24 protein-coding genes and 1 tRNA gene are annotated in these 24,917 nt (G+C 72.7%); 14 read left to right on the top strand and 11 right to left on the bottom strand.

Going from position 1 to position 24,917, the window contains the following annotated elements:
• Positions 1-153 precede the first annotated feature (153 nt).
• On the bottom strand, positions 154-2,109 hold the full coding sequence (locus tag ACIF8S_RS32720) for an FN3 domain-containing metallophosphoesterase family protein (protein ID WP_349793977.1): 1,956 nt from the start codon (positions 2,107-2,109) through the stop codon (positions 154-156).
• Positions 2,110-2,231: 122 nt separating this feature from the next.
• Entirely contained in the window at positions 2,232-3,425 is a 1,194-nt protein-coding gene (locus tag ACIF8S_RS32715; protein WP_400004100.1) for a HupE/UreJ family protein, read from the bottom strand.
• Between the two features lie 190 nt (positions 3,426-3,615).
• Here ACIF8S_RS32715 and ACIF8S_RS32710 point away from each other — a divergent pair, with 190 nt between their 5' ends.
• Positions 3,616-4,290 carry a hypothetical protein gene (locus ACIF8S_RS32710; protein WP_400004098.1) on the top strand — a complete coding sequence of 225 codons (675 nt, stop codon included), beginning with the start codon at positions 3,616-3,618 and terminating at the stop codon, positions 4,288-4,290.
• A gap of 67 nt (positions 4,291-4,357) precedes the next feature.
• Here the strand turns inward: ACIF8S_RS32710 and ACIF8S_RS32705 are convergent, their stop codons facing one another.
• From ACIF8S_RS32705 to ACIF8S_RS32685, 5 genes are read right to left on the bottom strand one after another with little or no spacing between them, the layout of a single operon-like run.
• Complete coding sequence (locus ACIF8S_RS32705; RefSeq protein ID WP_400004096.1) at positions 4,358-5,377, bottom strand: Gfo/Idh/MocA family protein; 1,020 nt, start codon at positions 5,375-5,377, stop codon at positions 4,358-4,360.
• 31 nt (positions 5,378-5,408) lie between these two features.
• On the bottom strand, positions 5,409-6,311 hold the full coding sequence (locus ACIF8S_RS32700; RefSeq protein ID WP_400004094.1) for a sugar phosphate isomerase/epimerase family protein: 903 nt from the start codon (positions 6,309-6,311) through the stop codon (positions 5,409-5,411).
• A gap of 1 nt (position 6,312) precedes the next feature.
• Positions 6,313-7,224 (bottom strand): ATP-binding cassette domain-containing protein, encoded by a 912-nt coding sequence (locus tag ACIF8S_RS32695; RefSeq protein WP_349793983.1) that lies wholly within the window; start codon positions 7,222-7,224, stop codon positions 6,313-6,315.
• Positions 7,225-7,229: 5 nt separating this feature from the next.
• Positions 7,230-8,309 carry an ABC transporter permease gene (locus tag ACIF8S_RS32690; RefSeq protein WP_400004092.1) on the bottom strand — a complete coding sequence of 360 codons (1,080 nt, stop codon included), beginning with the start codon at positions 8,307-8,309 and terminating at the stop codon, positions 7,230-7,232.
• Positions 8,309-9,328 carry a sugar ABC transporter substrate-binding protein gene (locus tag ACIF8S_RS32685; protein WP_145824905.1) on the bottom strand — a complete coding sequence of 340 codons (1,020 nt, stop codon included), beginning with the start codon at positions 9,326-9,328 and terminating at the stop codon, positions 8,309-8,311. The genes ACIF8S_RS32690 and ACIF8S_RS32685 overlap by 1 nt, the downstream gene beginning before the upstream one ends.
• Positions 9,329-9,647: 319 nt before the next feature.
• Here ACIF8S_RS32685 and iolC point away from each other — a divergent pair, with 319 nt between their 5' ends.
• The 6 genes from iolC (at position 9,648) to ACIF8S_RS32655 (ending at position 16,171) form a co-directional block, all read left to right on the top strand.
• Positions 9,648-10,637 (top strand): 5-dehydro-2-deoxygluconokinase, encoded by a 990-nt coding sequence (gene iolC, locus ACIF8S_RS32680; RefSeq protein WP_400004090.1) that lies wholly within the window; start codon positions 9,648-9,650, stop codon positions 10,635-10,637.
• 14 nt (positions 10,638-10,651) lie between these two features.
• Positions 10,652-11,527, top strand: a complete 876-nt coding sequence (locus ACIF8S_RS32675) for a deoxyribose-phosphate aldolase (RefSeq protein ID WP_400004088.1) — start codon at positions 10,652-10,654, stop codon at positions 11,525-11,527.
• Between the two features lie 38 nt (positions 11,528-11,565).
• Positions 11,566-12,459, top strand: a complete 894-nt coding sequence (gene iolB / locus ACIF8S_RS32670) for a 5-deoxy-glucuronate isomerase (RefSeq protein ID WP_400004086.1) — start codon at positions 11,566-11,568, stop codon at positions 12,457-12,459.
• A complete protein-coding gene (iolD, locus tag ACIF8S_RS32665) occupies positions 12,456-14,327 on the top strand; it encodes a 3D-(3,5/4)-trihydroxycyclohexane-1,2-dione acylhydrolase (decyclizing) (protein WP_400004084.1) in 1,872 nt (623 codons plus the stop codon). Before iolB ends, iolD begins: the two co-directional genes overlap by 4 nt.
• 47 nt (positions 14,328-14,374) lie before the next feature.
• On the top strand, positions 14,375-15,160 hold the full coding sequence (locus ACIF8S_RS32660; RefSeq protein WP_400004083.1) for a GntR family transcriptional regulator: 786 nt from the start codon (positions 14,375-14,377) through the stop codon (positions 15,158-15,160).
• 144 nt (positions 15,161-15,304) lie between these two features.
• A complete protein-coding gene (locus ACIF8S_RS32655; protein ID WP_400004107.1) occupies positions 15,305-16,171 on the top strand; it encodes an endonuclease/exonuclease/phosphatase family protein in 867 nt (288 codons plus the stop codon).
• 66 nt (positions 16,172-16,237) lie between these two features.
• Here the strand turns inward: ACIF8S_RS32655 and ACIF8S_RS32650 are convergent.
• A tRNA-Pro gene (locus ACIF8S_RS32650) sits at positions 16,238-16,311 on the bottom strand.
• 127 nt (positions 16,312-16,438) lie between these two features.
• Here ACIF8S_RS32650 and ACIF8S_RS32645 point away from each other — a divergent pair.
• Both ACIF8S_RS32645 and cobF read left to right on the top strand, forming a co-directional pair.
• Positions 16,439-16,981: a DUF309 domain-containing protein gene (locus ACIF8S_RS32645; protein WP_400004081.1), complete on the top strand. Its 543-nt coding sequence runs from the start codon at positions 16,439-16,441 to the stop codon at positions 16,979-16,981.
• A gap of 42 nt (positions 16,982-17,023) precedes the next feature.
• Positions 17,024-17,800 carry a precorrin-6A synthase (deacetylating) gene (gene cobF, locus ACIF8S_RS32640; protein ID WP_400004079.1) on the top strand — a complete coding sequence of 259 codons (777 nt, stop codon included), beginning with the start codon at positions 17,024-17,026 and terminating at the stop codon, positions 17,798-17,800.
• Positions 17,801-17,805: 5 nt separating this feature from the next.
• Here the strand turns inward: cobF and ACIF8S_RS32635 are convergent, their stop codons facing one another.
• Positions 17,806-18,561 (bottom strand): cobalt-precorrin-6A reductase, encoded by a 756-nt coding sequence (locus ACIF8S_RS32635; protein WP_400004078.1) that lies wholly within the window; start codon positions 18,559-18,561, stop codon positions 17,806-17,808.
• A 120-nt stretch (positions 18,562-18,681) separates the two neighbouring features.
• Between ACIF8S_RS32635 and ACIF8S_RS32630 the strand changes: the two genes are divergently transcribed.
• Positions 18,682-20,049: a diacylglycerol/lipid kinase family protein gene (locus tag ACIF8S_RS32630; protein ID WP_400004076.1), complete on the top strand. Its 1,368-nt coding sequence runs from the start codon at positions 18,682-18,684 to the stop codon at positions 20,047-20,049.
• Positions 20,050-20,075: 26 nt separating this feature from the next.
• Here ACIF8S_RS32630 and ACIF8S_RS32625 read toward each other — a convergent pair whose 3' ends face one another.
• Positions 20,076-20,849 carry a sulfite exporter TauE/SafE family protein gene (locus ACIF8S_RS32625; protein WP_400004074.1) on the bottom strand — a complete coding sequence of 258 codons (774 nt, stop codon included), beginning with the start codon at positions 20,847-20,849 and terminating at the stop codon, positions 20,076-20,078.
• A gap of 90 nt (positions 20,850-20,939) precedes the next feature.
• Positions 20,940-22,127: a thiolase family protein gene (locus tag ACIF8S_RS32620; RefSeq protein WP_400004072.1), complete on the bottom strand. Its 1,188-nt coding sequence runs from the start codon at positions 22,125-22,127 to the stop codon at positions 20,940-20,942.
• 299 nt (positions 22,128-22,426) lie between these two features.
• Between ACIF8S_RS32620 and ACIF8S_RS32615 the strand changes: the two genes are divergently transcribed.
• From ACIF8S_RS32615 to ACIF8S_RS32600, 4 genes are all read left to right on the top strand, one after another.
• Entirely contained in the window at positions 22,427-22,909 is a 483-nt protein-coding gene (locus tag ACIF8S_RS32615; RefSeq protein WP_400004070.1) for a Dps family protein, read from the top strand.
• Positions 22,910-22,953: 44 nt separating this feature from the next.
• Positions 22,954-23,286 carry a DUF3140 domain-containing protein gene (locus tag ACIF8S_RS32610; RefSeq protein WP_400004069.1) on the top strand — a complete coding sequence of 111 codons (333 nt, stop codon included), beginning with the start codon at positions 22,954-22,956 and terminating at the stop codon, positions 23,284-23,286.
• A 2-nt stretch (positions 23,287-23,288) separates the two neighbouring features.
• Complete coding sequence (locus ACIF8S_RS32605) at positions 23,289-23,951, top strand: endonuclease (RefSeq protein WP_400004067.1); 663 nt, start codon at positions 23,289-23,291, stop codon at positions 23,949-23,951.
• A gap of 138 nt (positions 23,952-24,089) precedes the next feature.
• A complete protein-coding gene (locus ACIF8S_RS32600) occupies positions 24,090-24,902 on the top strand; it encodes an SAM-dependent methyltransferase (protein WP_400004066.1) in 813 nt (270 codons plus the stop codon).
• Positions 24,903-24,917: the final 15 nt, after the last annotated feature.

Here is a 24,917-nt window from a genome sequence, read left to right as displayed (position 1 = left end):
GGTGGCCGGGGGCGCAAACTGGGTGGGGGCGCCGACCGGGAGGGGGGGGGGGGGGGGGGGGGGGGCGGGCGCGCGGGGGGGGGGGGGGGCCGCCGGGGGGGGGGGGGGGGGGGGCCCCCCGCGGGGGGGGCCCCCCCCACGCCGTCGGACGGATCAGCTGCTGAGCGCGGTGATCGTGAGGGTCGCCCGGTAGGAGCCCTTCGCGACACTGTCCGGGATCTTCAGGTCCAGGTCGGCACCCAGCCGGGCCTCGCCCCGCGGGTGGCCCTGCTCGGCGGAGGCGAGCCCCCGCGAGACGGACAGACCGGCACCCTTGTCGTCGTAGCCGGAGGCCACGGCGGAGGCCGCCTTGGCGCCCGCGCCGCCGTTGAGGACGTACGGCTTCCAGCCGAGGTAGGAGCCGGCGAACTTCTTGCCGGCGTCCTGGAAGTCACTCACGTTGGCCGAGACCGACCAGGGCGAGAGCGAGCGGCGGCTGTCGGTCACCCGGAGCGGGTTGATCTTGCCGGCGGCCTCGAAGTGGTCGCCGTCCCGCTCCTTGGCCGTACCGAGGTCGACCAGGCCGTTGTAGCCGTCGATGGTCCAGCCGAACTCGCCGGGCGCCGCGTCCGGGACGTTCACCTGGAGGGACTGCCCGTCGCCGTTGTACGGGTGGACGGTGACCTTGTCGACGACGGAGCCGACCGGCTTGTCCGGGTTGGAGCAGGGAACGTTGCCGTTGTCGACGGCCGGGTTCGGGGTGGCGCAGGTGCCGGAGCGGACGTTCTCCAGGACCAGCTTGTCGGCCCTGACCTTGACCCGGACGTACGACCGCACGTGCTCCTGGTTCTCGACCGAGTTGAACCAGAAGTTGTCCGGGTTGAGCGGGTCGGGGCCGTTGCCCTGGACGCCCGTGCCGGAGTTGTCAGGCTTCTTGATGTCGTAGTACTTCGAGCCGGAGGCCGAGTTGGCGGTCACGTAGATGACGCCGCCCGGGCCCGGGTAGACCTCGGCCTGGCCCGGCTGCTCCGCCGGATCGGCCTTCTGGCCGTTCTTGATGGCGTAGCTGCGCGAGTAGCTGTGGTCGTGGCCCTGCAGCACCATGTCGATGCCCAGGTCGGAGAACGCCGTGGTGAAGTCCTTGCGGCGGTCCTTGTTGCCCTGGTCGTAGGAGTGGCTGGCGGGCGAGTAGATGGAGTGGTGGTAGACCAGCACCTTCCACTTGGCTTCCGAGCCGTGCTTCTTGATGACGTCGGTGATGTAGTCGACGTGCTGGGCGTCCTTGGTGTCGCTCTGGGCGTTGCTGTTGATGTCGATGAACAGCACGTCCTTGTGGACGAACCAGTAGTCGCCGCCGGAGCGGGTCGCCGCGTCCTTGTCGTAGTACGCGTCGGACCGGTCGGTGTTGGGCGTGAAGTGGTGCTGCTCGTAGGCCTTGCCGCCGACGTCGTGGTTGCCGATGGTGGCGGCCAGCGGGACCTGGCGGAGCTGGTCGGGGCCGAGGAACGACGCCCACTGCTTCTCGTCGTTGGCGCTCTCGACGTGGTCGCCGCCGGACACGAGCAGTTCGGCGTCGGGGTTGGCCTCGGTGGCCACCTTCAGGGTGTCGGCCCAGCCCGCGCCGTCCTTCTGCGCGTCGCCGCTGGAGCCGATCTGCGGGTCGCCGAGGAACAGGAAGTCGTAGTCGCCCTCGAAGTCACGCGTCTTGAAGGTGTACGTCTTCGACCAGTTGCCCTCGGAGCCGACCCGGTAGGAGTACTCGACGTTCTCCTTGAGGCCGGTGACGGTGGCGTGGCGGTTGTAGCCGCCGCTGGAGGTGATGTTGGCGCCGCCGGTGGCGGCGAAGGTGGCCGCGTCGGCCGGGAACCGTCCGTCGGTGACGGCTGCGGTGGGGGCGACCTGGAGCTGCTGCGCGGTGTCCGTCGTGGAGTACCAGGTGACGGTCCGCTGGGTCTCGTCGGCGCCGACGCCGAGGACGACGCCGGACAGTTCGGCGCTGTCGGCCGCGACGGCCGGGGCCGCCGCGCCGCTGCCGAGCGCCATGGTCAGTCCCAGGACCGCCGTGGCGGCACCGCCGGCCACACGGCGCCGTACGGAGCCGTCGGTCTGGGTCTTGCTGCTGGGTCTCATGAGTTCTTTCGTTCCTTGTGCGTACATGAGTGCACGGATTGGCGGTGTGTACGTTGTCTGCCGGGCGTGAACCGGAGGCGAACGATCCGGCCGGGTTGACTGAACGTTCCGCCAAGGGGGGTTCAGGTCCCGGCGACGCGCTGCACGCACCAGATCAGGCCCATGACGGCGACCCCGGCGGCGACGAGTCCGGTGACGAGGCGGCCCGCCCGGGGTGCCCGGCGCCGCAGCACCGCCAGCGCCGGGAAGGTGAGTCCGATGAGCGCGAGCTGCACCGCCTCGATGCCGAGGTTGAACACGGCCAGCGACCAGAGCAGGGTCCAGGACCACGCCGCGTCGATGCCCAGCGCTCCCGCGAACCCGAGCCCGTGCACCAGCCCGAAGCAGAACACGACGGCCAGCCGGGTCCACCCGGCCCGATCGAGCCGGAAGTGCCCTCGTCCGAGCGGTACATGACGGTCGGCGCGGCGGGCGAGCCGCCACAGGTGCCAGCCCGCGACGACGGCGATCGACGCGGCGATGACGGGTTCCACGACGTCCGCGGGGACGTCCACCAGGCCGAGCGCGGCGAGCAGGAACGTGACCGAGTGGGCCAGCGTGAAGCTCGTCGCGGCGAGCACGACCTCGCGCGGGGTGCGCGAGCCCACGATCAGGGCCAGCAGGAACAGGATGTGGTCGATGCCGGTCAGCAGGTGCTCGGCGCCCAGGCGGAAGAACTCGGCGAACCGCTCGTACCAGGCCTGGTCGAGGGAGAAGGACGGGTGGGCGGCGTCGAGCGCGGCGCTGCCGGAGAGCCCGTCGACGGCGTAGGTGACGATCGTCTTCGTGTCCTTGACGTACTGCTCCCGGTCGGGGAACAGCGTGCTGCGCAGCACCGGTCCGTCGCCGTCCGCGCAGGCCCAGTCGAGGACGAGGACGGCGTACGGGACGCCCTCGCGCCGGGTCATGGTGACGTCGCCCGCCCGGTGGGCGGTGCAGGGCCGGCCGCCCGAGGCGAGGAAGAAGTGCCGGGTGACGTAGCCGGTCACGGCCTCGGCGTGGTCGTCGAGCACCCGGGCCCGGCTGCGGTCGTCGCCGTTCTCGAAGGCGGCCGTGCCCTCTTGGAAGAGGGCGTCGTCGTCCTCCGCGTCGGCGGCGGAGACGACGAGCAGGTCGTACTCGAGTTCCAGGCTGGTGCGGGGCCGGCCGTCGTGCTCGACGACGTCGGCGTACACGGTGGAGGTGAAGCCGTGCGCCTGCGCCTGTCCGCCGAACCCGGCGAGGGCGGCGACGGCGAGGCACAGGGTGAGAAGAGTGCGGCGGATCCGCTGTGACATGGTGCTCCTTCAGGTTTCCGGAGCACCGTGCGCGGAGCGGATGAACGGCGTCCGACGCGGCGGCGAAACGTCGGACAACAACCCGTTCCCGGGCCCTCGACGGGGTCCGTGAGGGCGTGCGGCGGCGCAGGATGGGGGCGCGCGCTTCCGCGCACCACCGCACCCGCCACCGTTCAGAGGGACGATCGTCTTGCGTTCACCGCTTCGGGCCGCCGCCGTGCTGGCAGCGGTCGCCGCACTGGCCACCGGATGCGCCTCGGCCGACGACTGGTCACGTCCGCGCGCCGCCCCCACGCCCGTGGGCGCGCTCGGCCCGGGATTCACCGACCCCACCGCCACGCCCACCCCGGAGGCGACCGTGACACCGCGGCCGGGTTCCTGGGACGACGTGCACCCGCCGAAGGGGTACCGGGTCGTGCTGCTGACCGCCGGGGACGACCGGCCGACGCGGTCGCTGGTGAGCGCGGTCGAGGAGTGGGCCGAGGAGGAGGACGTCGACCTGCGCACGGTCACCGCCGACGACCCCACCGGTCATGTCGCCGCTGTCAAGAAGGCCATCGACATGGGGCCGGACCTCGTGGTCAGCGCGGGGAACGACCTGGTGGACCCGCTCGCGGCGGTCACCCCGAGCCATCTGGGTCAGCGGTTCCTGGTGGTGGGAGCGGAACTGGCCGAGCCGACGGAGAACGTGACCGCCGCCGACTGGAGCGGGGCGTCGTTCCGCGGCGAGGGGCTCGGCATGTCGTCCACGTACGACCCGGCGTCCTTCACCGAGGCCCGCTGCGCCGCCGCCGTGCGGGCGGGGGTGGCGGCGGTGCTGAACGGCCTGACGGGCATCGTGCTGTGGCTCGACGACCTGGCGTAGGACCGGCCGTACGCGACGGCCGGACCCACGGGCGAGTCGTACGCAAGGGCCGGACCCACGGGCGGGTTCAGGCGTAGAGCGGCGGCCTCTCCGCGAGGCCGACCGCCACCCGGCCGCCCTCCTCCAGGGCGCGGACGCCGGCCTCGCAGACGGCCGCGGCGGCGTAGCCGTCCCAGGTGCTGGGGCCGGTGACCTCGCCGCGGCGGGTGGCGTCGACCCACGCCTGGACCTCGTCGTCGTAGGCCTGGGCGAAGCGTTCGGTCCAGTCCTGGGCGATGGTGCCGCCCCAGCGTCCCGCCCTGTTGGTGACCAGGTGGTGGCCGTCCCCGATGCGGGCGGTGCCGTGTTCGCAGACCGCCTCGGCCTGCACCTGGTAGCCGAAGCCGCAGTTGACGAAGATCTCGACGTCGGAGAGCGCGCCGCCGTCGGTCTCCAGGACGACGAACTGCGGGTCGCGCAGTCCGTCGGGGGCGCCGGAGGACGGGGTCGGCCGCAGCACCGTGACGGCGGTGATCTCGTGGCCCAGCAGCCAGCGGGTGGCGTCGACCTCGTGGGCGACGGAGTCGCTGATCAGCATGGAGCTGGTGAAGAAGGGCGGGCTGGCCACGTTGCGGTGACGGTTGTGCAGCATCAGTGGCCGGCCCAGTTGTCCGCTGCCCAGCAGGGCCTTCAGACGGACGTACTCGGTGTCGTAGCGCCGCATGAAGCCGACCTGCACCCGGCGGTGGCCGAGGGCGGCTTCGGCTTCCACGACGCGCAGCGCGGAGGCCGCGTCGGGGGTGAGCGGCTTCTCGCACAGCACGGGCAGGTCCCGCGCGAACGCGGCGAGCAGGGCCTCCTCGTGGGCGGGCCCGGAGGAGGCGATCAGTACGGCGTCGACGGCGTCCGACGCCAGCGCCTCGGCGGCGTCGGTGTGGGCCGTGCAGCCGTCGACGCCGGCCGCGACGGCCTTGGCGCGTTCGCCGTCGATGTCGACGACCGCCGCGACCCGCGCCCCGCTGATCACCCGGTCGACGCGCCGGACGTGGTCGGCGCCCATGCGGCCGGTGCCGATGACGGCGATGCCGAGGGGCTCGCGCCGGTTCATGTGTGTCGCCTCCCGCTCCGGTGGATGATGGTCAGGCGCCGCAGGAGCGGAGGAACTTCCGGGTGCGCACCGCGATGGGCAGCGGCTTGTCGGGCTCGCAGGGGTACATGTCCTGCTCGACGATCGCGAACAGGTCCACGCCCAGCTTCTGCGCGGCCGTGAGGACCGGGCCCAGCTCGGGCACCCCGGCGGGCGGCTCGCACATCACGCCGCGCTGGACGGCGGGCCCGAACGGGATCTCGTTCTTGACGACGTCGGCGAGGATCTCCGGGTCGACCTGCTTGAGGTGCAGGTAGCCGATGCGTTCGCCGTAGGTCTCGATCAGCTTGACGCTGTCGCCGCCGCAGTAGGCGTAATGGCCGGTGTCCAGGCAGAGGTTGACCAGGCGCGAGTCGGTGGAGTCGAGGAAACGCTCGACGTGCTGCTCGGTGTCGATGTGGGTGTCGGCGTGCGGGTGGACGACGATGTCGAGCCCGTACGTCTCCTTCACCTCGCGGCCGAGGCGTTCCATGCCCCGGGTGAGATGGCCCCACTGCTCCGTGGTCAGCTCCGGGGGCTCCAGGATCTCGGCGGTCTTGTCGTCGCGCCAGAACGACGGGATGACGACCAGGTGCTTCGCGTCCATCGCCTGGGTGAGCGCGGCGACGCGGCTGACCTGCTCCCAGGTGGCGTCCCACTCGGACGGCCCGCGGTGCAGCCCGCAGAAGATGGTGCCGGCGGAGACCTTCAGGTCCCTGCGGCTCACCTCGTCCTTGAGCCGAGCCGGGTCGGTCGGCAGGTAGCCGTAGGGGCCGAGTTCGATCCAGGAGTAGCCGGCCTCGGCGACCTCGTCGAGGAAGCGCTGCCAGGGCACCTGCTGCGGGTCGTCGGGGAACCAGACGCCCCAGGAGTCGGGGGCGGAACCGACCCGGATGCGGTCGAGCGCGACTGCCATGTCAGGACTTCCCTTCCGGGGCTGCGGCCGTGGGTGCCTGGAGGGCGCCGGCCTCGGGGAGCCCCTCCGTGTCGACGCCGCGGACCTGCGCCAGCTCGTGCTTGAGGGCGGCCAGTTCGGCGCCGCCGGCCATGTGGTTGGTCAGCTCCTCGAGGCTGACCTGGCTGCGGTCGGCGCTGAGCTCCAGGGTGCCCAGGCGCAGCACGTTGAACTGGTCGCCGACCATGTAGGCGTGGTGCGGGTTGTGGGTGATGAAGATGACGCCGAGGCCGCGGTCGCGGGCCATGGCGATGTACTTCAGGACGACGCCGGACTGCTTGACGCCGAGGGCGGCGGTCGGCTCGTCGAGGATGAGGACGCGGGCGCCGAAGTAGACGGCCCGGGCGATCGCCACACACTGGCGCTGACCGCCGGAGAGGGTGCCGATGGGCTGCTCCAGGTCGTCCAGGACGATGCCCATGTTGCGCAGTTCCTCGTCGGCGGTCCGCTTCATGCGGTCGATGTCGAGGCGGCGCAGCGGCCAGGGGCCCTTGGTCATCTCGGAGCCGAGGAAGAAGTTCCGCCACACCGGCATCAGCGGGACCACGGCGAGGTCCTGGTAGACGGTGGCGATGCCCTTGTCGAGGGCCTCGCGCGGGGTGGAGAAGTGCACCGGTTCGCCGTCGACGAGGAACTCGCCCTCGGTGTGCCGGTGCAGCCCCGAGATGATCTTGATGAGGGTGGACTTGCCGGCGCCGTTGTCGCCGAGGACGCAGGTCACCTTGCCGGGGTGGACGGTCAGGTCGACGCCGTGCAGGGCGCGGATGTTGCCGTAGGACTTGCCGGCGGCGCGGAGTTCGACCAGGGGGCGGTCGTCCTCGGCCGGGGTGTCGGTGAGGACGGCACCGTCGGTGCCGGTCGTCTTGTCGGTCATTGCGGTCACCTCCGGGTCGCCGTGCGCTGGACCCACAGATTGATGAGGACGGCGCCGAGCAGCATCACGCCGAGGAAGGCCTTGAACCAGTCGGGGTTCCAGCCGGCGTAGACGATGCCCTGCTGCACCATGCCGAACATGAAGGCACCGAAGACCGGTCCGATCGCCGAGCCGTAGCCGCCGGTCAGCAGACAGCCGCCGATGACCGCCGCGGCGATGTAGATGAGCTCCTGGCCCACGCCCTCGCCGGACTGCACGGTGTTGAAGGAGAACAGGTTGTGCATGCCGACGAACCAGGCGCCGAAGCCGACCAGCATGAACAGGGAGATCTTGGTGAAGGTGACGGGGACGCCCACCGCGCGGGCGCTGTCCTTGTTGCCGCCGACCGCGAAGATCCAGTTGCCGTACTTGGTGCGCAGCAGGACCCAGGTGGCGAGGGCGGCGAAGACCAGCCACCAGATCACGGTGATCTTCACCTGGACGCCGCCGACCTCGAAGCTGGAGGCGAACAGCGCCTTGGCCTGGTCGAAGCCGTCCATGTCGCTGATGTTGTCGGTGGCGACGTTGCCGGTGACGAGCTTGGTCACCGCGAGGTTGACGCCCTGGAGGATCAGGAAGGTGCCGAGGGTGACCAGGAAGCTGGGCAGGCCGGTCTTCACCAGCATCCAGCCGTTGAAGAAGCCGACAGCGAGGGACACCGCGAGGGCGACGATCACGCCCACCCACACGTTCAGGGTGAGCTGGTAGCTGAGCATGCTCGCGGTGAGCGCCGAGGTGACGACGGCGACGCCGGCCGAGAGGTCGAACTCGCCGCCGATCATCAGCAGCGCCACGGGCAGCGCCATGATCCCGATGGTCGACGACTGGTACAGGATGTTCGCCATCGAGCTGCCGTCGCGCACCGGCGGGGCGGCGAACAGGAAGAACACCAGGACGGCGACGGCGCCGAGGAACACGCCGACCTCGGGCCGGGCGAGCAGGCGCAGCGCCAGCGGGCGCCGCGTGGTGCGGCCGTCCTTCTGCTGCTCGGGGCCGGGGGCCGGCGGCGTGGTCGCCGCCGGCTCAGCCTGTTGGGCCATGCTCATCACCGGGTGCCCTTCGCGGCGTACTGGGAGACCGCGTCGACGTTGGACTTGTCGACGAACGCCGGACCGGTCAGCACGGGCTGCTCGCCGCCGCCGCTGTAGTTGCCGTTGTTCTTGTAGAGCCACAGGCCGTCGACGGCGAGGTAGCCCTGGAGGTAGGGCTGCTGGTCCACCGCGAACTGGATGTCGCCGTCCTTGATGGCGCCGGTCAGCTCCTTGTTGAGGTCGAAGGTGGCGACCTTGGCCTTGCTGCCGGCCTCCTGGACGGACTGCACCGCGGTCGGCGCGAAGGGCGCGCCGAGGGTGACGACGTAGTCGATGGAGGAGTCCTGCTTCAGCTTGGCGCTGATGGTCGACTTCACCGACGGCATGTCGGTGCCGTTGACGTTGAGGACCTGCGTCTTGCCCTCGAAGGTCTTCTCCAGACCGGCGCAGCGCTGGGTCAGGCCGATGTTGCCCTGCTCCTGCACCACGCAGACGGCGTTCTTGGCGCCGACCTCGTTGAGCTTCTTGCCGAACGCCTCGCCCGCGACGGTCTCGTCCTGGCCGAAGAACTCCAGCAGTCCGAGGTCCTTCCAGTCGCTCAGTCCGGAGTTGATGCCGACGACCGGGATGCCCGCCGCCTCGGCCTTGGCTATGACGCCCTTGAGCGCGTCCGGCTTGGCGAGGGTGACGGCGATGCCGTCGACCTTCTGGTCGATGGCGTTCTGCACCAGGTTGGCCTGGTTGCCCGCGTTCGGGTCCGCCGAGTAGATCAGCTTGACGTTGTCCTTGTCGGCGGCGGTCTGCGCACCCTTGCGCACGATGTCCCAGAAGGTGTCACCGGGCGCCTGGTGGGTGACCAGGGCCACCGTCATCTGCGGCGTCGAGGCCTTGCCGGCCGAGGCGTCCGCTCCGCCTTCCTCGGACTTCTTGCCTCCGGAGCCGCTGGAGCAACCGGCGAGGGTCAGGGCGGCTGCCGCCGCGACCGCGACGAACGGTACGACTCTGCGGGAACGGGGGTGGGAAGAGCGGTCCATCAGTCCTGCACCTCACTGTGCTTCACGGGGGAAAGGGCGAGGAGTCCGAGAGTCCGATGCCCGGAACCTCGGGAGTCCGGGGGTGTGTGCCATCACACACGGCGGTTGTGCTGGGACGCGATCCAATCCCCAGAACCGCCTGCTGTCAATACTTTGTTAAGACATCATTTCACGCGCTCGTCCGAATGTAAGTACAAACTATTGACACCGCCGCCCCTCGAGACCTACACCTGGGAGGCGGCAGGTCCCCGGATGCACGTCCCACCGTGGCAGGGCGTCCTGGGACCCGCATCCCCCGCACCTCGAGGAGCGTCGCTCAATGGCCACACCACAGTATTTCGACCTCGTCACCATGGGCCGCATCGGGGTCGACCTTTATCCCCTGCAGACCGGGGTGCCGTTGTCGCAGGTGGAGACGTTCGGGAAGTTCCTGGGCGGTTCGGCCGCGAATGTCGCGGTCGCCGCGGCGCGGCTCGGCCGCTCCACCGCGGTGATCACCCGCACCGGCGACGACCCCTTCGGCACCTACCTGCACGAGGCGCTGAAGGACTTCGGCGTGGACGACCGCTGGGTGACGCCGGTGGCCGACTGCCCGACCCCCGTCACGTTCTGCGAGATCTTCCCGCCGGACGACTTCCCCCTCTACTTCTACCGTCGCCCCAAGGCGCCCGACCTGGAGATCCACCCGCACGAGCTGAACCTGTCCGCGATCCGCGCGGCCGGCATCTTCTGGATCACCGGCACCGGCCTGAGCGAGGAGCCGAGCCGCACCGCCACGCTGGCCGCCCTGGAGGCGCGCGCCAAGACCGGCACCACCGTCTTCGACCTGGACTGGCGCCCCATGTTCTGGCGGGACCCGGACCAGGCCCGCCCTTACTACCGCGAGGCGCTGCGCCACGCCACGGTCGCGGTCGGCAACCTCGACGAGTGCGAGGTCGCCACCGGGGTGCGCGAGCCCGAGGCGTGCGCCGAGGCGCTGCTGGCCGCCGGGGTGGAGCTGGCCGTGGTCAAGCAGGGGCCGCGGGGCGTCCTGGCCGTGCACCGGGACGGCACCCGCGCCGAGGTGCCTCCGGTGCCGGTCCAGGTGGTCAACGGTCTCGGTGCCGGGGACGCCTTCGGCGGCTCGCTCTGCCACGGTCTGCTCGCCGGCTGGGACCTGGAGCGGACCATGCGCCACGCCAACGCGGCCGGTGCCCTCGTCGCCTCGCGCCTCGCCTGTTCGTCCGCCATGCCGACCGGGCCGGAGGTCGCTGACCTCCTCGCGCGGGCCGCGGAGCCGGACGCGGCAGGCCGGCCGAGCCAGTCCTGAACGGAGCCTTTCCCTTGAATCTCAGCATCCCCGACCTCACCACGGTCCGCGCCCGGCATCCCGAGGCCGTCGCCGAGGCGGCCGCCCGCCGGGCGCGCCGTCCGCTGATCGGCGACAGCGGACGGCTGCTGATCGTGGCCGCCGACCACCCCGCCCGGGGCGCGCTCGCCATAGGCGACCGGCGCCTGGCCATGGCGGACCGGGCCGACCTGCTGGAACGCCTGTGCGTCGCGCTGTCCCGGCCGGGTGTGGACGGGGTGCTGGCCACCGCCGACATCCTGGAGGACCTGCTGCTGCTCGGCGCCCTGGAGAACAAGGTCGTCATGGGGTCGATGAACCGCGGGGGCCTGGCCGGGGCGTCCTTCGAGATGGACGACCGCTTCACCGGCCACCGCGCCGAGGACATCGAGCGGCTCGGCTTCGACGCGGGCAAGCTGCTGGTCCGCATCGACTACGCGGACCCCGGCTCGCTGGCCACGCTGGAGTCCTCGGCCCGCGCCGTGGACGCGATGGCCGCGCGCCGGCTGCCGGTGTTCGTGGAACCGTTCATCTCCCGCCGGGTGGACGGCCGGGTCCGCAACGACCTGTCCGCCGAGGCCGTCACCCGGTCCATCGCCATCGCCTCCGGGCTCGGCGGCACCTCCGCCTACACCTGGCTGAAGCTGCCGGTCACGGAGAACGTCGACGACATGGACGAGGTGCTGCGCAGCTCGACGCTGCCGATGGTGCTGCTCGGCGGCGAGGTCGGCGACCAGGAGGCGGCCTACGAGCGGTGGGGCAAGGCGCTGCGGCTGCCCACCGTGCAGGGCATGGTCGTCGGCCGCTCGCTGCTCTACCCGGCCGAGGGCAGTGTGGAGACGGCGGTGGACACGGCCGTCGGCCTGTTGTGACAACCCCGTACGACGACGTTCGCAGACGGAGGCACCGCATGACCCATCACCTTCCCGCGGGCAAGGCCGTCGCCGGCCCGTACGCCGTGGACGTGAGCCCGGACAGCGCCGGCTGGGGACACTCCTCGCTGCGGGTGCTGCGGCTGGAGCCGGGCGGCACGCACACCTTCGACACCGGGGACAGCGAGTGGATCGTGCTGCCGCTGGCCGGCGCGTGCACCGTCGCCTCGGACGACGACTTCGGCCACGAGGAGTTCGCGCTCACCGGCCGGACGAGCGTGTTCGACGGCGTCACCGACTTCGCCTACGTGCCCAGTGACGCCCGGGTCACCGTGTCCTCGGCGGACGGCGGGCGGTTCGCACTGACCGGCGCGCGCTGCTCGCGGCGGCTGCCCGCCCGCTACGGCCCGGCGTCGGGCGTGCCGGTGGAGCTGCGCGGCACCGGGAACTGCTCCCGTCAGGTCAACAACTTCGGGGCCGCAGGCGTCTTCGAGTGCGACAAGCTGATCGCGGTGGAGGTGCTCACCCCGGGCGGCAACTGGTCGTCGTTCCCGCCGCACAAGCACGACGAGCACCGGCCGGGCGAGGAGTCCGTGCTGGAGGAGATCTACTACTTCGAGTTCGCCGCCCACGACGGCACCCCGGGTCTCGGCTACCAGCGGGTCTCCCCGTCCGGTCCCGGCCGGGACACGGACGTGCTGGCCGAGGTGCGCGACGGCGACGTCGTCCTCATCCCGGACGGCTGGCACGGCCCGTCGATGGCGGTGCCCGGCCACCACATGTACTACCTCAACGTCATGGCGGGACCCGAGGACGAACGCGCCTGGCTGATCTGCGACCACCCCGACCACGCCTGGATCCGCGACACCTGGCCCGAGCAGCCCGTCGACCCCCGACTCCCCCTCTACACCGCACCGGAGAGGTCCGCATGAGCGCCACCACCCGCCGACTGACCACCGCCCAGGCCCTGGTGCGGTTCCTGTCCGCGCAGTACACCGAGCGGGACGGCGTGCGCCGCCGGCTCATCGCGGGCACCTGGGGCATCTTCGGCCACGGCAACGTCGCCGGGCTCGGACAGGCGCTCGTCGAGTACCGCGACGCGATGCCGTACCACCAGGGCCGCAACGAGCAGTCGATGGTGCACGCGGCCGTCGGGTACGCCCGCCAGCTCAACCGCCTCTCGGCGCAGGCGGTGACCACGTCCATCGGCCCCGGCGCGACCAACATGGTCACCGGCGCCGCGCTCGCCACCATCAACCGGCTGCCGGTGCTGCTGCTGCCCGGCGACTACTTCGCCTCCCGCGCCGCCGATCCGTTGCTCCAGCAGCTGGAGCACCCCGTCGAGGCCGACGTCTCGGTCAACGACACGCTCCGCCCCGTCTCCCGGTACTTCGACAGGATCACCCGCCCCGAGGCGCTGATCGCGTCCGCGCTGAACGCGATGCGGGTGCTCGCCGACCCGGCCGAGACCGGCGCGGTCACCCTCGCCCTGCCGCAGGACGTGCAGGCTGAGGCGTACGACTGGCCGGAGGAGTTCTTCGCCGAGCGGGTGTGGACGGTACGGCGGCCCGCCCCGGACCCGGTGGAACTGGACGCGGCCGTCGCGGCGGTACGGGCGGCCCGCCGGCCGCTGATCGTCGCGGGCGGCGGCGTGCACCACAGCGAGGCCGAGGACGCGCTGCGGGCGCTCGTGGACGCCACCGGCATCCCGGTCACCTCCACCCAGGCCGGCAAAGGCTCGCTGCGCCACGACCACCCCGCCGACCTGGGCGGCATCGGCCACACCGGCACCGCGGTGAGCGACGCGCTGGCCCGCGACGCCGACGTGGTGATCGGCGTCGGCACCCGCTACACCGACTTCACCACCGCCTCCGGCACCCTGTTCCGGAACCCGGACGTCACGTTCGTGAACGTCAACGTCACCGGCTTCGACGCCCACAAGCTCGCCGCCCGCACCCTGGTCTGCGACGCGCGCACCGGTCTCGAGCGGCTCACGGAGGCCCTCGCCGGGTACCGCGTGGACGAGGCGTACGAGGCGGAGTACCGGCAGGGCAAGGCCCGCTGGGACGAGGTCGTCGAGGCGGCCCTGAGCGCCGACGACGACACCGCCGTACCGACCCAGACGCAGGTGGTGGGCGCGCTCGACGCGGTGGTCGGCGAGGACGACGTGGTGATCAACGCGGCCGGCTCGCTCCCCGGCGACCTGCACAAACTGTGGCGCGCCCGCAGCCCCCGCCAGTACCACCTGGAGTACGGCTACTCCTGCATGGGCTACGAGATCCCGGCCGCGCTGGGCGTCCAGCAGGCGGCACCCGGCACGCCCGTCTGGGCGCTCGTCGGCGACGGCACGTACCTGATGATGCCCACGGAGATCGTCACGGCCGTCCAGGAGGGCCTGCCGGTCAACGTGGTCCTCGTGCAGAACCACGGTTACGCCTCCATCGGCGGCCTGTCGGAGCAGACCGGCGGCGAGCGCTACGGCACCGCCTACCGGTACCGCGCCGCCGACGGCTCCTTCACCGGGGCCCCGCTGCCGGTGGACCTCGCGGCGAACGCGGCCAGCCTCGGCATGGAGGTCCTGCGGGCGAAGACGGTGCGGGAGCTGCGCACCGCCCTTTCCAAGGCCCGCGCCTCGGACCGTCCGACGTGCGTCTACGTCGAGACCGACCCCGCGCCGACCGCTCCCCCGGCCGAGGCGTGGTGGGACGTGCCGGTGGCCGAGGTCGCCACCCGCGAGCCCGCGCGCAAGGCCCGCGAACGCTACGACGCCCAGGTCGCCGGGCGCCGCCGCCACCTGTGAACCCGTCCCCCGCGCCCCGGCCGGGAACCCCGACAGGAAGGCACGCCATGGCGAAGACCGGTGACCCCGCACGCGCGGCGGCCGGACCCGCGCTGCGCTCCCTGGACTTCGCCCTGGACCGGGGCAGTCCGGTGCCGCTGTACTACCAGCTCGCCCAGCAGCTGGAGGCGGCGATCTCGCAAGGGGTGCTCGCCCCGGGCGACCTGCTGGGCAACGAGGTGGACCTCTCGGTGCGCCTCGGCCTGTCCCGGCCGACCGTCCGCCAGGCCATCCAGTCCCTGGTCGACAAAGGGCTGCTGGTCCGGCGGCGCGGGGTGGGCACCCAGGTGGTGCACAGCCAGGTGCGCCGCCCGCTGGAACTGACCAGCCTCTACGACGACCTGGAGGCGGCCGGGCAGGCGCCGACCACGGAGGTCGTCCGCAACGAGACCGTCCCGGCCCCGCCCGGGGTGGCCGCCGCGCTGGGGCTGGCGGAGGGCGGCGAGGTGGTGCTGCTGGAGCGGCTGCGCCGCACGCACGGCCTGCCGGTGGCCCTGCTGGGCAACTACCTCCCGGCGGGCCTGCTCGACCTGGACAGCGCCCGCCTGGAGGCGGGCGGCCTGTACCGGATGATGCGGGCGGCCGGCATCACCCTGCACAGCGCCCGCCAGACGGTCGGGGCCCGCTCGGCCACCGCCGAGGAGGCCGAGCGCCTCGACGAGAAGGAGGGCGCCGCCCTGCTCACCATGCAGCGCACCGCGTACGACGACACGGGCCGGGCGGTGGAGTACGGCAGCCACATCTACCGCGCCTCGCGGTACTCCTTCGACTTCCAGCTGCTGGTCAGACCGTGAACCGTAGGCTCGTCCCGCGCGTCCTGACGATCAGAACCGATCACCACGACGTGTGAAGGGGACGCCCGGGTGGACATCGTGAAACCCCGCCCTGCCCGGGGGCGGGTGCCCGCGGCCCTGGCCGTGCTGACGGCGGGGCTGCTGATGTTCTACCGGGCGGTGCCGAACACGCCGGGCCGGGTGGGGAGCGTGCTGGAGTCGTTCCTGCCGTGGCTCGGCCTGGCGGTCGTGCCCCTGCTCCTGTACGGCCTGCTGCGCCGTGCGCCTGCCACGCTGGTGGCGCTGCTGCTGCCCGTGGCGGTGTGGACGCACCTCTTCGGCGGGCTGCTCCCGCCCCCGGAGGCGGCGGGCCCGCACGACCTGGTCATCGTGCAGCACAACGTCGCCGACGACAACCCCGACCCGGCGGGCACGGCCCGCGCCCTCGCCGGCTCCGGGGCCGACCTGATCGCGCTGGAGGAACTGGTGCCGGACACGCTGCCGGCGTACGAGCGGGCGCTCGCCGCGCGATACCCGCACCACGTGGTGCGGGGCACCGTCGGGCTGTGGTCGCGGCACCCCCTGAGCGGCGCCCGGACACTGGACATCAAGCCGGCCCGCCTGACCGAGCCGTGGAGCCGGGGCCTGCGGGCCGTGGCCGCCACACCGCACGGCGAGGTCGCGGTCTACGTGGCGCATCTGCCGTCGGTGCGGATCGTGCCGCGCGGGATGACGTCCGCCGGGCGCGACGAGAGCGCGGTGCTGCTGGGGCGGGCGGTGGCGGACGAGCCGCTGGACCGGGTGATCCTGATGGGCGACCTGAACGGCACGGTCGACGACCGGGGCCTGGCGCCGCTGACGTCCCGGCTGGAGGTGCCGCGGCGCGGGTTCGCGTTCAGCTTCCCGGCCGGGCTGCCGCTGGTGCGGATCGACCAGGTGATGGCCCGCTCGGCGACCGTGGGCGGGATCGACACCCTGCCCGCGACGGGGAGCGACCACCTGCCGGTGCGGGCCCGGATCGCGCTCGGCTGAGGCACGGACGCGAAAAGGCCGTATCGGAATGCTCCGATACGGCCCGACGACCTGCTGTGTCGCAAGTCGGGACGACAGGATTTGAACCTGCGACCCCTTGACCCCCAGTCAAGTGCGCTACCAAGCTGCGCCACGTCCCGGTGCGCGTCGCGCGGGTGAACCGCGTGATCGCGCGAGAAGCACTTTACAGCACACTCCGCGCCGGACCGAAGCCGGGCGGTGAACGGGGCGGTGAGCAGTGCGGGCAGCCGGGGCACAATCGGCCGTATGGGCACCACGGACAGCACATCCACGGACAGCACATCCACGGCGGGCGCCGCGGGGCGCGACCGTGACAGTGAGGGGCGGGCGCGCAACGCCCGGCCGCGCGACGGACTGGGGCGGCCCCTGCCGTACGGCGAGGAGGGCGTGCCCCGGCAGCCGGAGGGAGTGGTGCGGCGGCCGGAGGAGAGCGTCACCGAGGCGCAGCGGCTGCTGGACGAGGGCAAGCCGTTCCACGCGCACGAGGTGTTCGAGGACGCCTGGAAGTCGGGTCCCGAGGAGGAGCGGGAGCTGTGGCGGGGGCTGGCGCAGATGGCCGTGGGGCTCACCCATGCCGCTCGCGGGAACGTGACCGGCGGGGCGCGCCTGCTGCGGCGCGGGGCGGCCGCGGCCGAGGAGTGGGCGTCGGGCGGTGCGCTCCGTCCCCACGGGATCGACCTGCCGTCGGTGATCGCCTGGGCGCGTGAGCTGGCGGCTGAGGTGGAGCGCGGGGAGGGCGTTCAGGTGGACGCGGGTGCGCGGGCGCCTCGGCTGCGGGGAGCCGCCTGACCTGGGTGCGGGGCGGCTCGCGGCGTGCGGCAGACTCGGGGCGTGCGGACTATTCATGTGATCGGTATCGGCGCCGGCGACCCCGACCAGCTCACCCTCCAGGCGGTCAAGGCCATGCGGAGCACGGACGTGTTCTTCATCCTCGACAAGGGCGAGGCGAAGGCCGACCTGACCGGGCTGCGCCGGGACATGCTGGACACACATCTGGCGGACCGGACGTACCGGGTGGTCGAGGCGCGTGACCCGGAGCGGGACCGCTCCGCGGGCGGCGCGGCCTACTCACCCGCCGTCGGCGACTGGCGCAGCGCCCGCGCGGACATCTACGAGCGGCTGATCGCGGAGGAGCTGGGCGAGGACGGGACCGGCGCGTTCCTCGTCTGGGGCGACCCGGCGCTGTACGACAGCACCCTCGCCGTCCTGGAGGAGGTGCGGGAGCGGGGCACGGTCGTCTTCGACCACGACGTAGTACCGGGCATCAGCAGTGTCTCGGCGCTCGTCGCCCGGCACCGCACGGGCCTCAACCGGGTGGGACGCCCGGTGCAGATCACCACGGGCCGGCGGCTCGCGGACGAGGGCTTCCCGGAGGGCGTGGACGACGTGGTGGTGATGCTGGACGCCCACCAGCGCTTCCGCGCCTTCGCCGACGAGGACGTCGACATCTACTGGGGCGCGTACATCGGCACCCCGGACGAGATCCTGGTCTCCGGCCCGCTCCCCGACGCCGCCCCGCGCATCGAACGGCTGCGCGCCGAGGCACGGAAGCGCAAGGGCTGGATCATGGACACCTACCTGTTGCGCCGCTCCCCGGGCGAGCGTTAGGCCGGCTACCGGGGCCGCGCGAGGACGTCGTCCAGCCGGCGCAGTGCCGACGGCACGTCGGGGGCCACGGTGATCCCGGCCGGCAGCGGTGGGCGCCGCACGACGACGACCGGGAGCCCGAGGTCGCGCGCGGCCGTCAGTTTCGCGGAGGTCGCCGCGCCGCCGCTGTCCTTGGTCACCAGCACGTCGACGCGGTGCTCGCGCAGCAGCGCCGTCTCGTCGGCCACGGTGAACGGGCCGCGGGCCAGCAGCACGTGGGTGTGCGGGGGCAGCGGCGGCTCGGGGGGTTCCACCGACCGTACGACGAAGCTCAGTTCCGTGAGCCCGGCGAAGGCCGCGAGGCCGAGGCGGCCCGTGGTCAGGAACACCCGGCGTCCGAGTCCGGGCAGCGCGGCGGCGGCCGCCTCCAGCGAAGGAACCGGGTGCCAGCGGTCGCCGGGGCCGGGCCGCCAGCCGAGGCGGCGCAGCACCACCAGGGGCACCCCGGCCGAGGCCGTGGCACGGGCCGCGTTCGCGGTGATCGTCGCTGCGAACGGGTGGGTCGCGTCGACGACGGCGTCCACATGCCGCTCGCGCAGCCAGGCGGCCAGTCCCTCCGGGCCCCCGAAGCCGCCCACGCGCACCTCGCCGTCGAGCGCGCCCGGTCGGGACACGCGTCCGGCGAGCGAGGTGGTCACCCTGGTGCCGGGGCGGACGGTCAGCCCGGCGGCCAGCCGGCGCGCCTCGGTGGTGCCGCCGAGGATCAGCACGTGCGGGGACATGCGCCGAGCGTACGAGGACCGGGTACGGCGACCGGCGGCGCCCCGTCCGCCGATGATCGCTTTCGGCCCGCACGCGTGTGCGTGCACGCCCTACGATGACGCCGGACGATCGAAGGAGTCATGGCCGTGGACTGGAGCAGGCGGGGCTGTCACGCCCAGCGGTGGGCCGCTCGGGGGGCGCTGCTCGCGGCCGCCCTCGCGGTGGCGGCGCCCCTGGTCTACGGCGGGCTGCGGGGTCTGCTGCTGCTGGTGTGCGGGGTGGCCGGGCTGGCGCTCAGCGCCGCGGCCCTGTGGTGGACGCTGACCCTGCGCGGGCCCCTGCGGTGGGGGGCGGCGCTGGTCGCCGTGTGCGTCCCGGCGGGCCTGCTGACGCTGTTCGCGGTGACCTTGTTCTGGGCGCTGCTGGTGTCGCTGGCCCTGTGGGGCCTCGCCGTGTGGAGCGGCAGGTACGCGCTGCGCGGGACCGGGGGCCACACCCCGGTGCGGGAGCGGCGGCTGCCGCCGCCCCGCAAGCCGGTGCTGATCATGAATCCGCGGTCGGGCGGCGGCAAGGTGGGCCGGTTCCGGCTGCGGGAGAAGGCCGAGCGGCTGGGCGCCCGGGTGGTGCTGCTGGAGCCTGGCGAGCAGCACGACGTCACCGAGCTGGCCCGGGCGGCCGTCGCGGACGGGGCCGATCTGCTGGGCGCGGCGGGCGGCGACGGCACCCAGGCGCTGGTGGCGGCGGTGGCCGCCGAGCACGGCGTCCCGTTCCTGGTGATCAGCGCGGGCACCCGCAACCACTTCGCGCTGGACCTCGGCCTGGACCGGAGCGACCCGGCCGCGTGTCTGGACGCGCTGACGGACGGCGTGGAGATCCGGGTCGATCTCGGTTTCGCGGGCGACCAGCCGTTCGTGAACAACGCGTCGTTCGGCGCGTACGCGGCGATCGTGCAGAGTCCCGCCTACCGCGACGACAAGCTCGGCACGAGTCTGGAGATGCTGCCCGACCTGCTCACCGGGCAGCAGGGCCCCCGGCTGGTCGCCCGCGCCGGGGACACCACGCTCACCGCGCCGCAGGCGGTGCTGGTCAGCAACAACCCGTACCGCACCGGCGACCCGTTCGGACTGGGCCGGCGCGAGCGGCTGGACTCCGGGACGCTGGGCGTTCTGGGGGTGCGGGTGGAGGGCGCGATCAGTGCCGCCGCGCTGCTGCTGAACCCGGATCCGGCCGGGCTGACGGTGCTGACGGCGCCGGAGGTGGTCATCGAGGCGGACCGGGAGGAGATCGAGGCGGGTGTCGACGGGGAGGCGATGATGCTGCCCGCGCCGGTGTGCTGCCGTACGGCTCCGGGCGCGCTGCGGGTGCGGGTGCCGCGAAGGCGGCCCGGTGTCGCTCCGGCCCCGCCGAAACTGGACTGGCGCCGGCTGCGGAAGCTCGCCGCGACGGTGGGCCGCACGGCGGCACCGAGCCGGCGGCACCGCCCGCACGCGGGGCGTCGCGAGTCATGAGCGTTACCGCGCCGCGCGGCGCCTGATCAGCGCAGCAGCAGCTGCAGTCCGCCCAGTACGGTCGCCGCGATCACGAGGTGCTCGAAGAGCCGCTGGTTGATCCGGGTCACCGCCCACGTGCCGAGGAGCGCTCCGGGCACCACGAACAGCACCAGGGCCGCGTCGAGCAGCAGCGAGTCGGCGTCGATGAGGCCGAGCCCGGCGCTGAACGGCAGCTTCGACGTGTTGACGATGAGGAAGAAGAACGCCGACGTGCCCAGGAAGCCCAGCTTCCGGAAGCCCGCGGAGAGCAGGTACATCGACATCACGGGGCCGCCCGCGTTGGCGACCATGGTGGTGAAGCCGCCGAGGACCCCGTAGGAGCGGGCCTTGACGCGGCCTGCCTTCGTGGTCACCGCGTCGGGTTCCTCCTCCGCGTCCGCGCGGCGCCGCCGCCACACCGTCACCGCGGACATCACCAGCAGGATCGCCCCGATCGAGGTCCGGACGATTTCGTCGTCCGCCCACATCAGGAACACGGTGCCGACGACCACGCCCGCCGCGACGGCGGGGAACAGCCGCCACAGGGTCGGCCAGTGCGCGTGCCGCCGGTAGGTCAGCACGGCGAGGACGTCCCCGGCGATCAGGATGGGCAGCAGCACGCCCGTCGAGGCGCGGGCGGGCAGGACGGCGGCGAACACGGCGAGACTCACCGTGTTCGCCCCGCTGACGGCGGTCTTGGAGAAGCCGACGAGCAGGGCGGCGAGGGCCAGTGCGGCGAACTGCCGGCCGGTGAGGTCCCAGAGGGTCATGGTGTTCATGCGGCGACCGATGCTACGTGCGGCTGTCGGCCGCCGGTACGGCGCCTCCCACCCGGTGACCGCCGGGGGCGGTGCCCCGGCGGCCGCCCGTCAGTGCCGCTCGACGAGCACCGCGCTGCCCTGTCCCACGCCGACGCACATGGTGGCGAGGCCTCGCTCGGCGCCGGTGCGGCGCATGCGGTGCAGCAGGGTGGTGAGGATGCGGGCGCCGGAGCAGCCCAGCGGGTGGCCCAGCGCGATCGCGCCGCCGCTGGCGTTGACGAGCTCCGGGTCGATGCCGAGCTGGTCCACGCAGGCCAGGGCCTGGGCGGCGAACGCCTCGTTGAACTCGGCCTCCTGGATGTCGCCGATGTCCCAGCCGGCGCGGGCGAGCACCTTGCGGGTGGCGGGGACGGGGCCGATGCCCATGACGTCCGGGTGGACACCCGCGGAGCCGCCGGCGACGTAGCGGCCGAGCGACTCCAGGCCCAGGTCGTTCAGGGCCTCCTCGCCGACCAGGATCAGGCCGGCGGCGCCGTCGTTCATCGGGGAGGCGTTGCCCGCGGTGACCGAGCCGCCCGCGCGGAACACGGGCTTCAGCCGGCCGAGCTTCTCCAGGGAGGTGTCCTCGCGGACGCACTCGTCGGCGTCGACGACGACACCGTCCGGACGGGTCACGGGCAGCAGTTCGTCGTCGAAGTGGCCGTGTCTGCGGGCGTCGGCGGCGCGCCGGTGGCTGCGCAGGGCGAACTCGTCCTGGCGCTCACGGGAGATGCCGTACCGGCCGGCGACCTCCTCGGCGGTCTCACCCATCGCCAGCAGGCCGTGCAGCTCCTTCATCGCCGGGTTGACCAGACGCCAGCCGAGGCGGGTGTCGAAGGTCTCCATGCGGTGCGGGAGCGCCTCGTCGGGGCGGGGCAGCACGAAGGGGGCGCGGCTCATGGACTCGGAGCCGCCGGCGATCACGATGTCGGCCTCGCCGGCCGCGATGGCGCGGGCGGCGGTGGTGACGGCCTCCAGGCCCGAGGCGCACAGGCGGTTGACCGTGGCGCCGGGGACTGACTCGGGGAGGCCGGCGAGCAGGGCGGCCATGCGGGCGACGTTGCGGTTGTCCTCGCCGGCCTGGTTGGCGGCGCCCCAGTAGACGTCGTCGACGCGGGCCGGGTCCAGCGCGGGCACGTCGGCGACAAGGCCGCGGACCACGGCGGCGGCGAGGTCGTCGGGCCGTACGCCGGAGAGGGCTCCGCGCAGTTTGCCGATGGGGGTGCGGCGGGCGGCCGCGAAGTGGACGGGACGCACGAGGACTCCTGATCCGGATGCCGACGGCTGGGCTGCGATCGGCGGCTCTCTTAATTAGCACCGCTAGTTTCGGACTATAGACCGCCGGACCCGGCACGGGGAAGATCCGGGAGGCCACGGCGGGTCCTCCCACAGGTCACAGGGGGTCCTCCCGTCCCGGCGACGGGGTTTGTCCTCAAAGGCCGGGGGCACCCGCGCGTTCACGGAGTGGTCACGGAGCGCGGCCCGCGCGGGCGACACCCGGCGTGAGGCCCCCGCTCCTTGTCCACGAGCGCATCAAGAAGGAGGAACACCACTCCATGACCGTCGTGAGGAGCACACTTCCGGACGAGGCCCGCCGCGTTTCCAGCGAGGCCCTCCAGGAGACCCTGGTCGACCTGCTCGGGCTGTCGCTGATCGGCAAGCAGGCGCACTGGAACGTCGTGGGACCGCGGTTCCGCTCGGTCCACCTTCAGCTGGACGAGGTGGTCTCGGCCGCGCGCACGCACGCGGACACCGTGGCGGAGCGCGCCGCGGCGCTCGGCGTGCCGCCGGACGGCCGCCCGGAGACGATCGCCAAGGTCTTCTCCCTGCCCGCCCCCGCCGAGGGCTGGCTGCGCGACTCGGAGGCCGTCGAGGTGATGACCGACGCCCTGGGCACGGCGGTCACGCGGCTGCGCGAGCGCATAGACGCCACCGAGAAGGCCGACCTGGTCACCCAGGACCTGCTGATCTCGATCACCGCCGACCTGGAGAAGCAGCGCTGGATGTTCGAGGCGGAGAACTTCCCCGGGGAGTCCTGAGCGTCTTCCCGGGCGCACGACGCACGTGAGCGAAGGGGCACATGATGAGCGACGCCCTCGAGATGGACGCGCTGTGGGAGGACTTCCACCGCGCGGTGAACATGACGTCGGCCGAGCTGTCCGCCTGGCTGCGGGTCAGTGAGGCCGACGAGACGACGGAGCCGCTGCCGGACCGGGCGGGCAGCGACACGGGACAGCACGTGCTGTCCATCCTGCAGAAGCGCCGCACCGACCTCACCGAGGACGACCTGCGCGTGATGGAGGAGGTCGTGGACACCGTGTCCGAGGAGACGGACCCGGAGAACGAGCCGGTGGCCGAGGACACGGCCCGCCGCCACCGTCTGATGACCCTGGGCCACGACCCGCTGAAGGGGTAGCCGTGGCAGGCCGCGACGACGAACGGGCCGTGGTGCGCGTGCTCGTCGACGCGCACGGCGAAACGTACGCGCACGAGGCGGGCATCACCCTGCGGAACACGCCCCAGCCGCTGTACCGGCTGCTGGTGCTCGCCCATCTGCTCAGCGCCCGCATCAAGGGGTCGGTCGCCGTGGCCACCGCCCGTGCCCTGCACGAGGCGGGGCTGCGCGACCCCCGGCGGATGGCGGACGCGGCCTGGCAGGAACGGGTGGACGCGCTCGGCCGCGGCGGCTACCGGCGCCACGACGAGCGCACCGCCACCCAACTCGGCGAAGAGGCGCGGTTGTTGCTGGACCGCTGGGGCGGTGACCTGCGCAGGCTGCGCGCGGAGGCGGACGGCGACGTCCGCGAACTGCGGCGTCTGCTCCAGGAGTTCCCCGGCGTCGGTCCGGCCGGCGCGGACATCTTCCTGCGGGAGGTGCAGGCCGTGTGGTCCGAGGCCGCCCCGCAGGTGGACGCCAAGGCGCTGCGGGGCGCACGGCGGCTGGGGCTGCCGCAGGACCCGGACCGGCTGCTCGGCCTCGCCGGGCGGACCGAACCGGCCGTGCTGTCCTCGGCGCTGGTGCGTGCCGCCCTCGACAAGGACGTCGCCGAGGACACCCTGCGCAGAGCCGACTCCCGCTGATCCCTGCTCAGTTTCCTTTCGGGTCGCCCCGGTTCACGGGGCGACCCGTTCCGTTCCCGGGACAACGTGATCACCGCGATGCACAATGGCCGGGGCGGCCGGTACGGGCCGTACGCGGGCGAGGGAGAGGGAGAGAACGTGAGTGAGAGCCACACCCCGGCGAACGGCTCGGCGAGGCTGAACACCGGTGTGGCGCACAACGCGCGCGTGTGGAACTACTGGATCGGCGGCAAGGACAACTACGAGGTCGACCAGCGGGTCGGTGACCACGTCGCGTCGATCATCCCGGTGATCCGGGACATCGCCCGCGCGGACCGGGACTTCCTGGGCCGCGCGGTGACGTATCTGACGCGGGAGCGCGGTGTGCGGCAGTTCCTCGACATCGGCACCGGTCTGCCGACGGCGGACAACACCCATGAGATCGCCCAGCGGATCGCTCCGGACGCGCGGATCGTCTACGTCGACAACGACCCGATCGTCCTGGTCCACGCCCGCACCCTGCTGACCGGTACCGGCGAGGGCGCCACCGACTACGTCGACGCCGATGTGCACGACCCGGACGCCATCGTGGCGCGGGCCTCCGCGACGCTCGACCTCTCCCGGCCGGTCGCGGTGATGCTGCTGGGCATCCTCAACTTCGTGCTGGACACCGACAAGGCCCGGGAGATCGTCCGCCGGATCATGGCGGAGATGCCCTCCGGCAGCTTCCTCGTACTCACCCACCCCACCTACGACGCCGAGGTGGGCGGTGAACTCCAGGTCCCCGCGATGGAGTTCTGGAACGCCAACGCCACTCCCCCGATCACCGCCCGCGGCGCGGCGGACATCTCCGCGTTCCTCGAGGGCCTGGACCTCGTCGAGCCCGGTCTGGTCTCCTGCTCGCAGTGGCGCGCGGAGCCCGATTCCACCCTCGTGGTACCCCAGTACGGCGCGGTGGCCGTGAAGCCCTGACCCTCGAAAGTATGA

This window comes from Streptomyces sp. NPDC085937 (assembly GCF_044540535.1).
Lineage (GTDB): Bacteria > Actinomycetota > Actinomycetes > Streptomycetales > Streptomycetaceae > Streptomyces.
The sequence above is the reverse complement of the archived record's forward strand: the minus strand, read 5'-3'. Positions and strand labels throughout refer to the sequence as shown.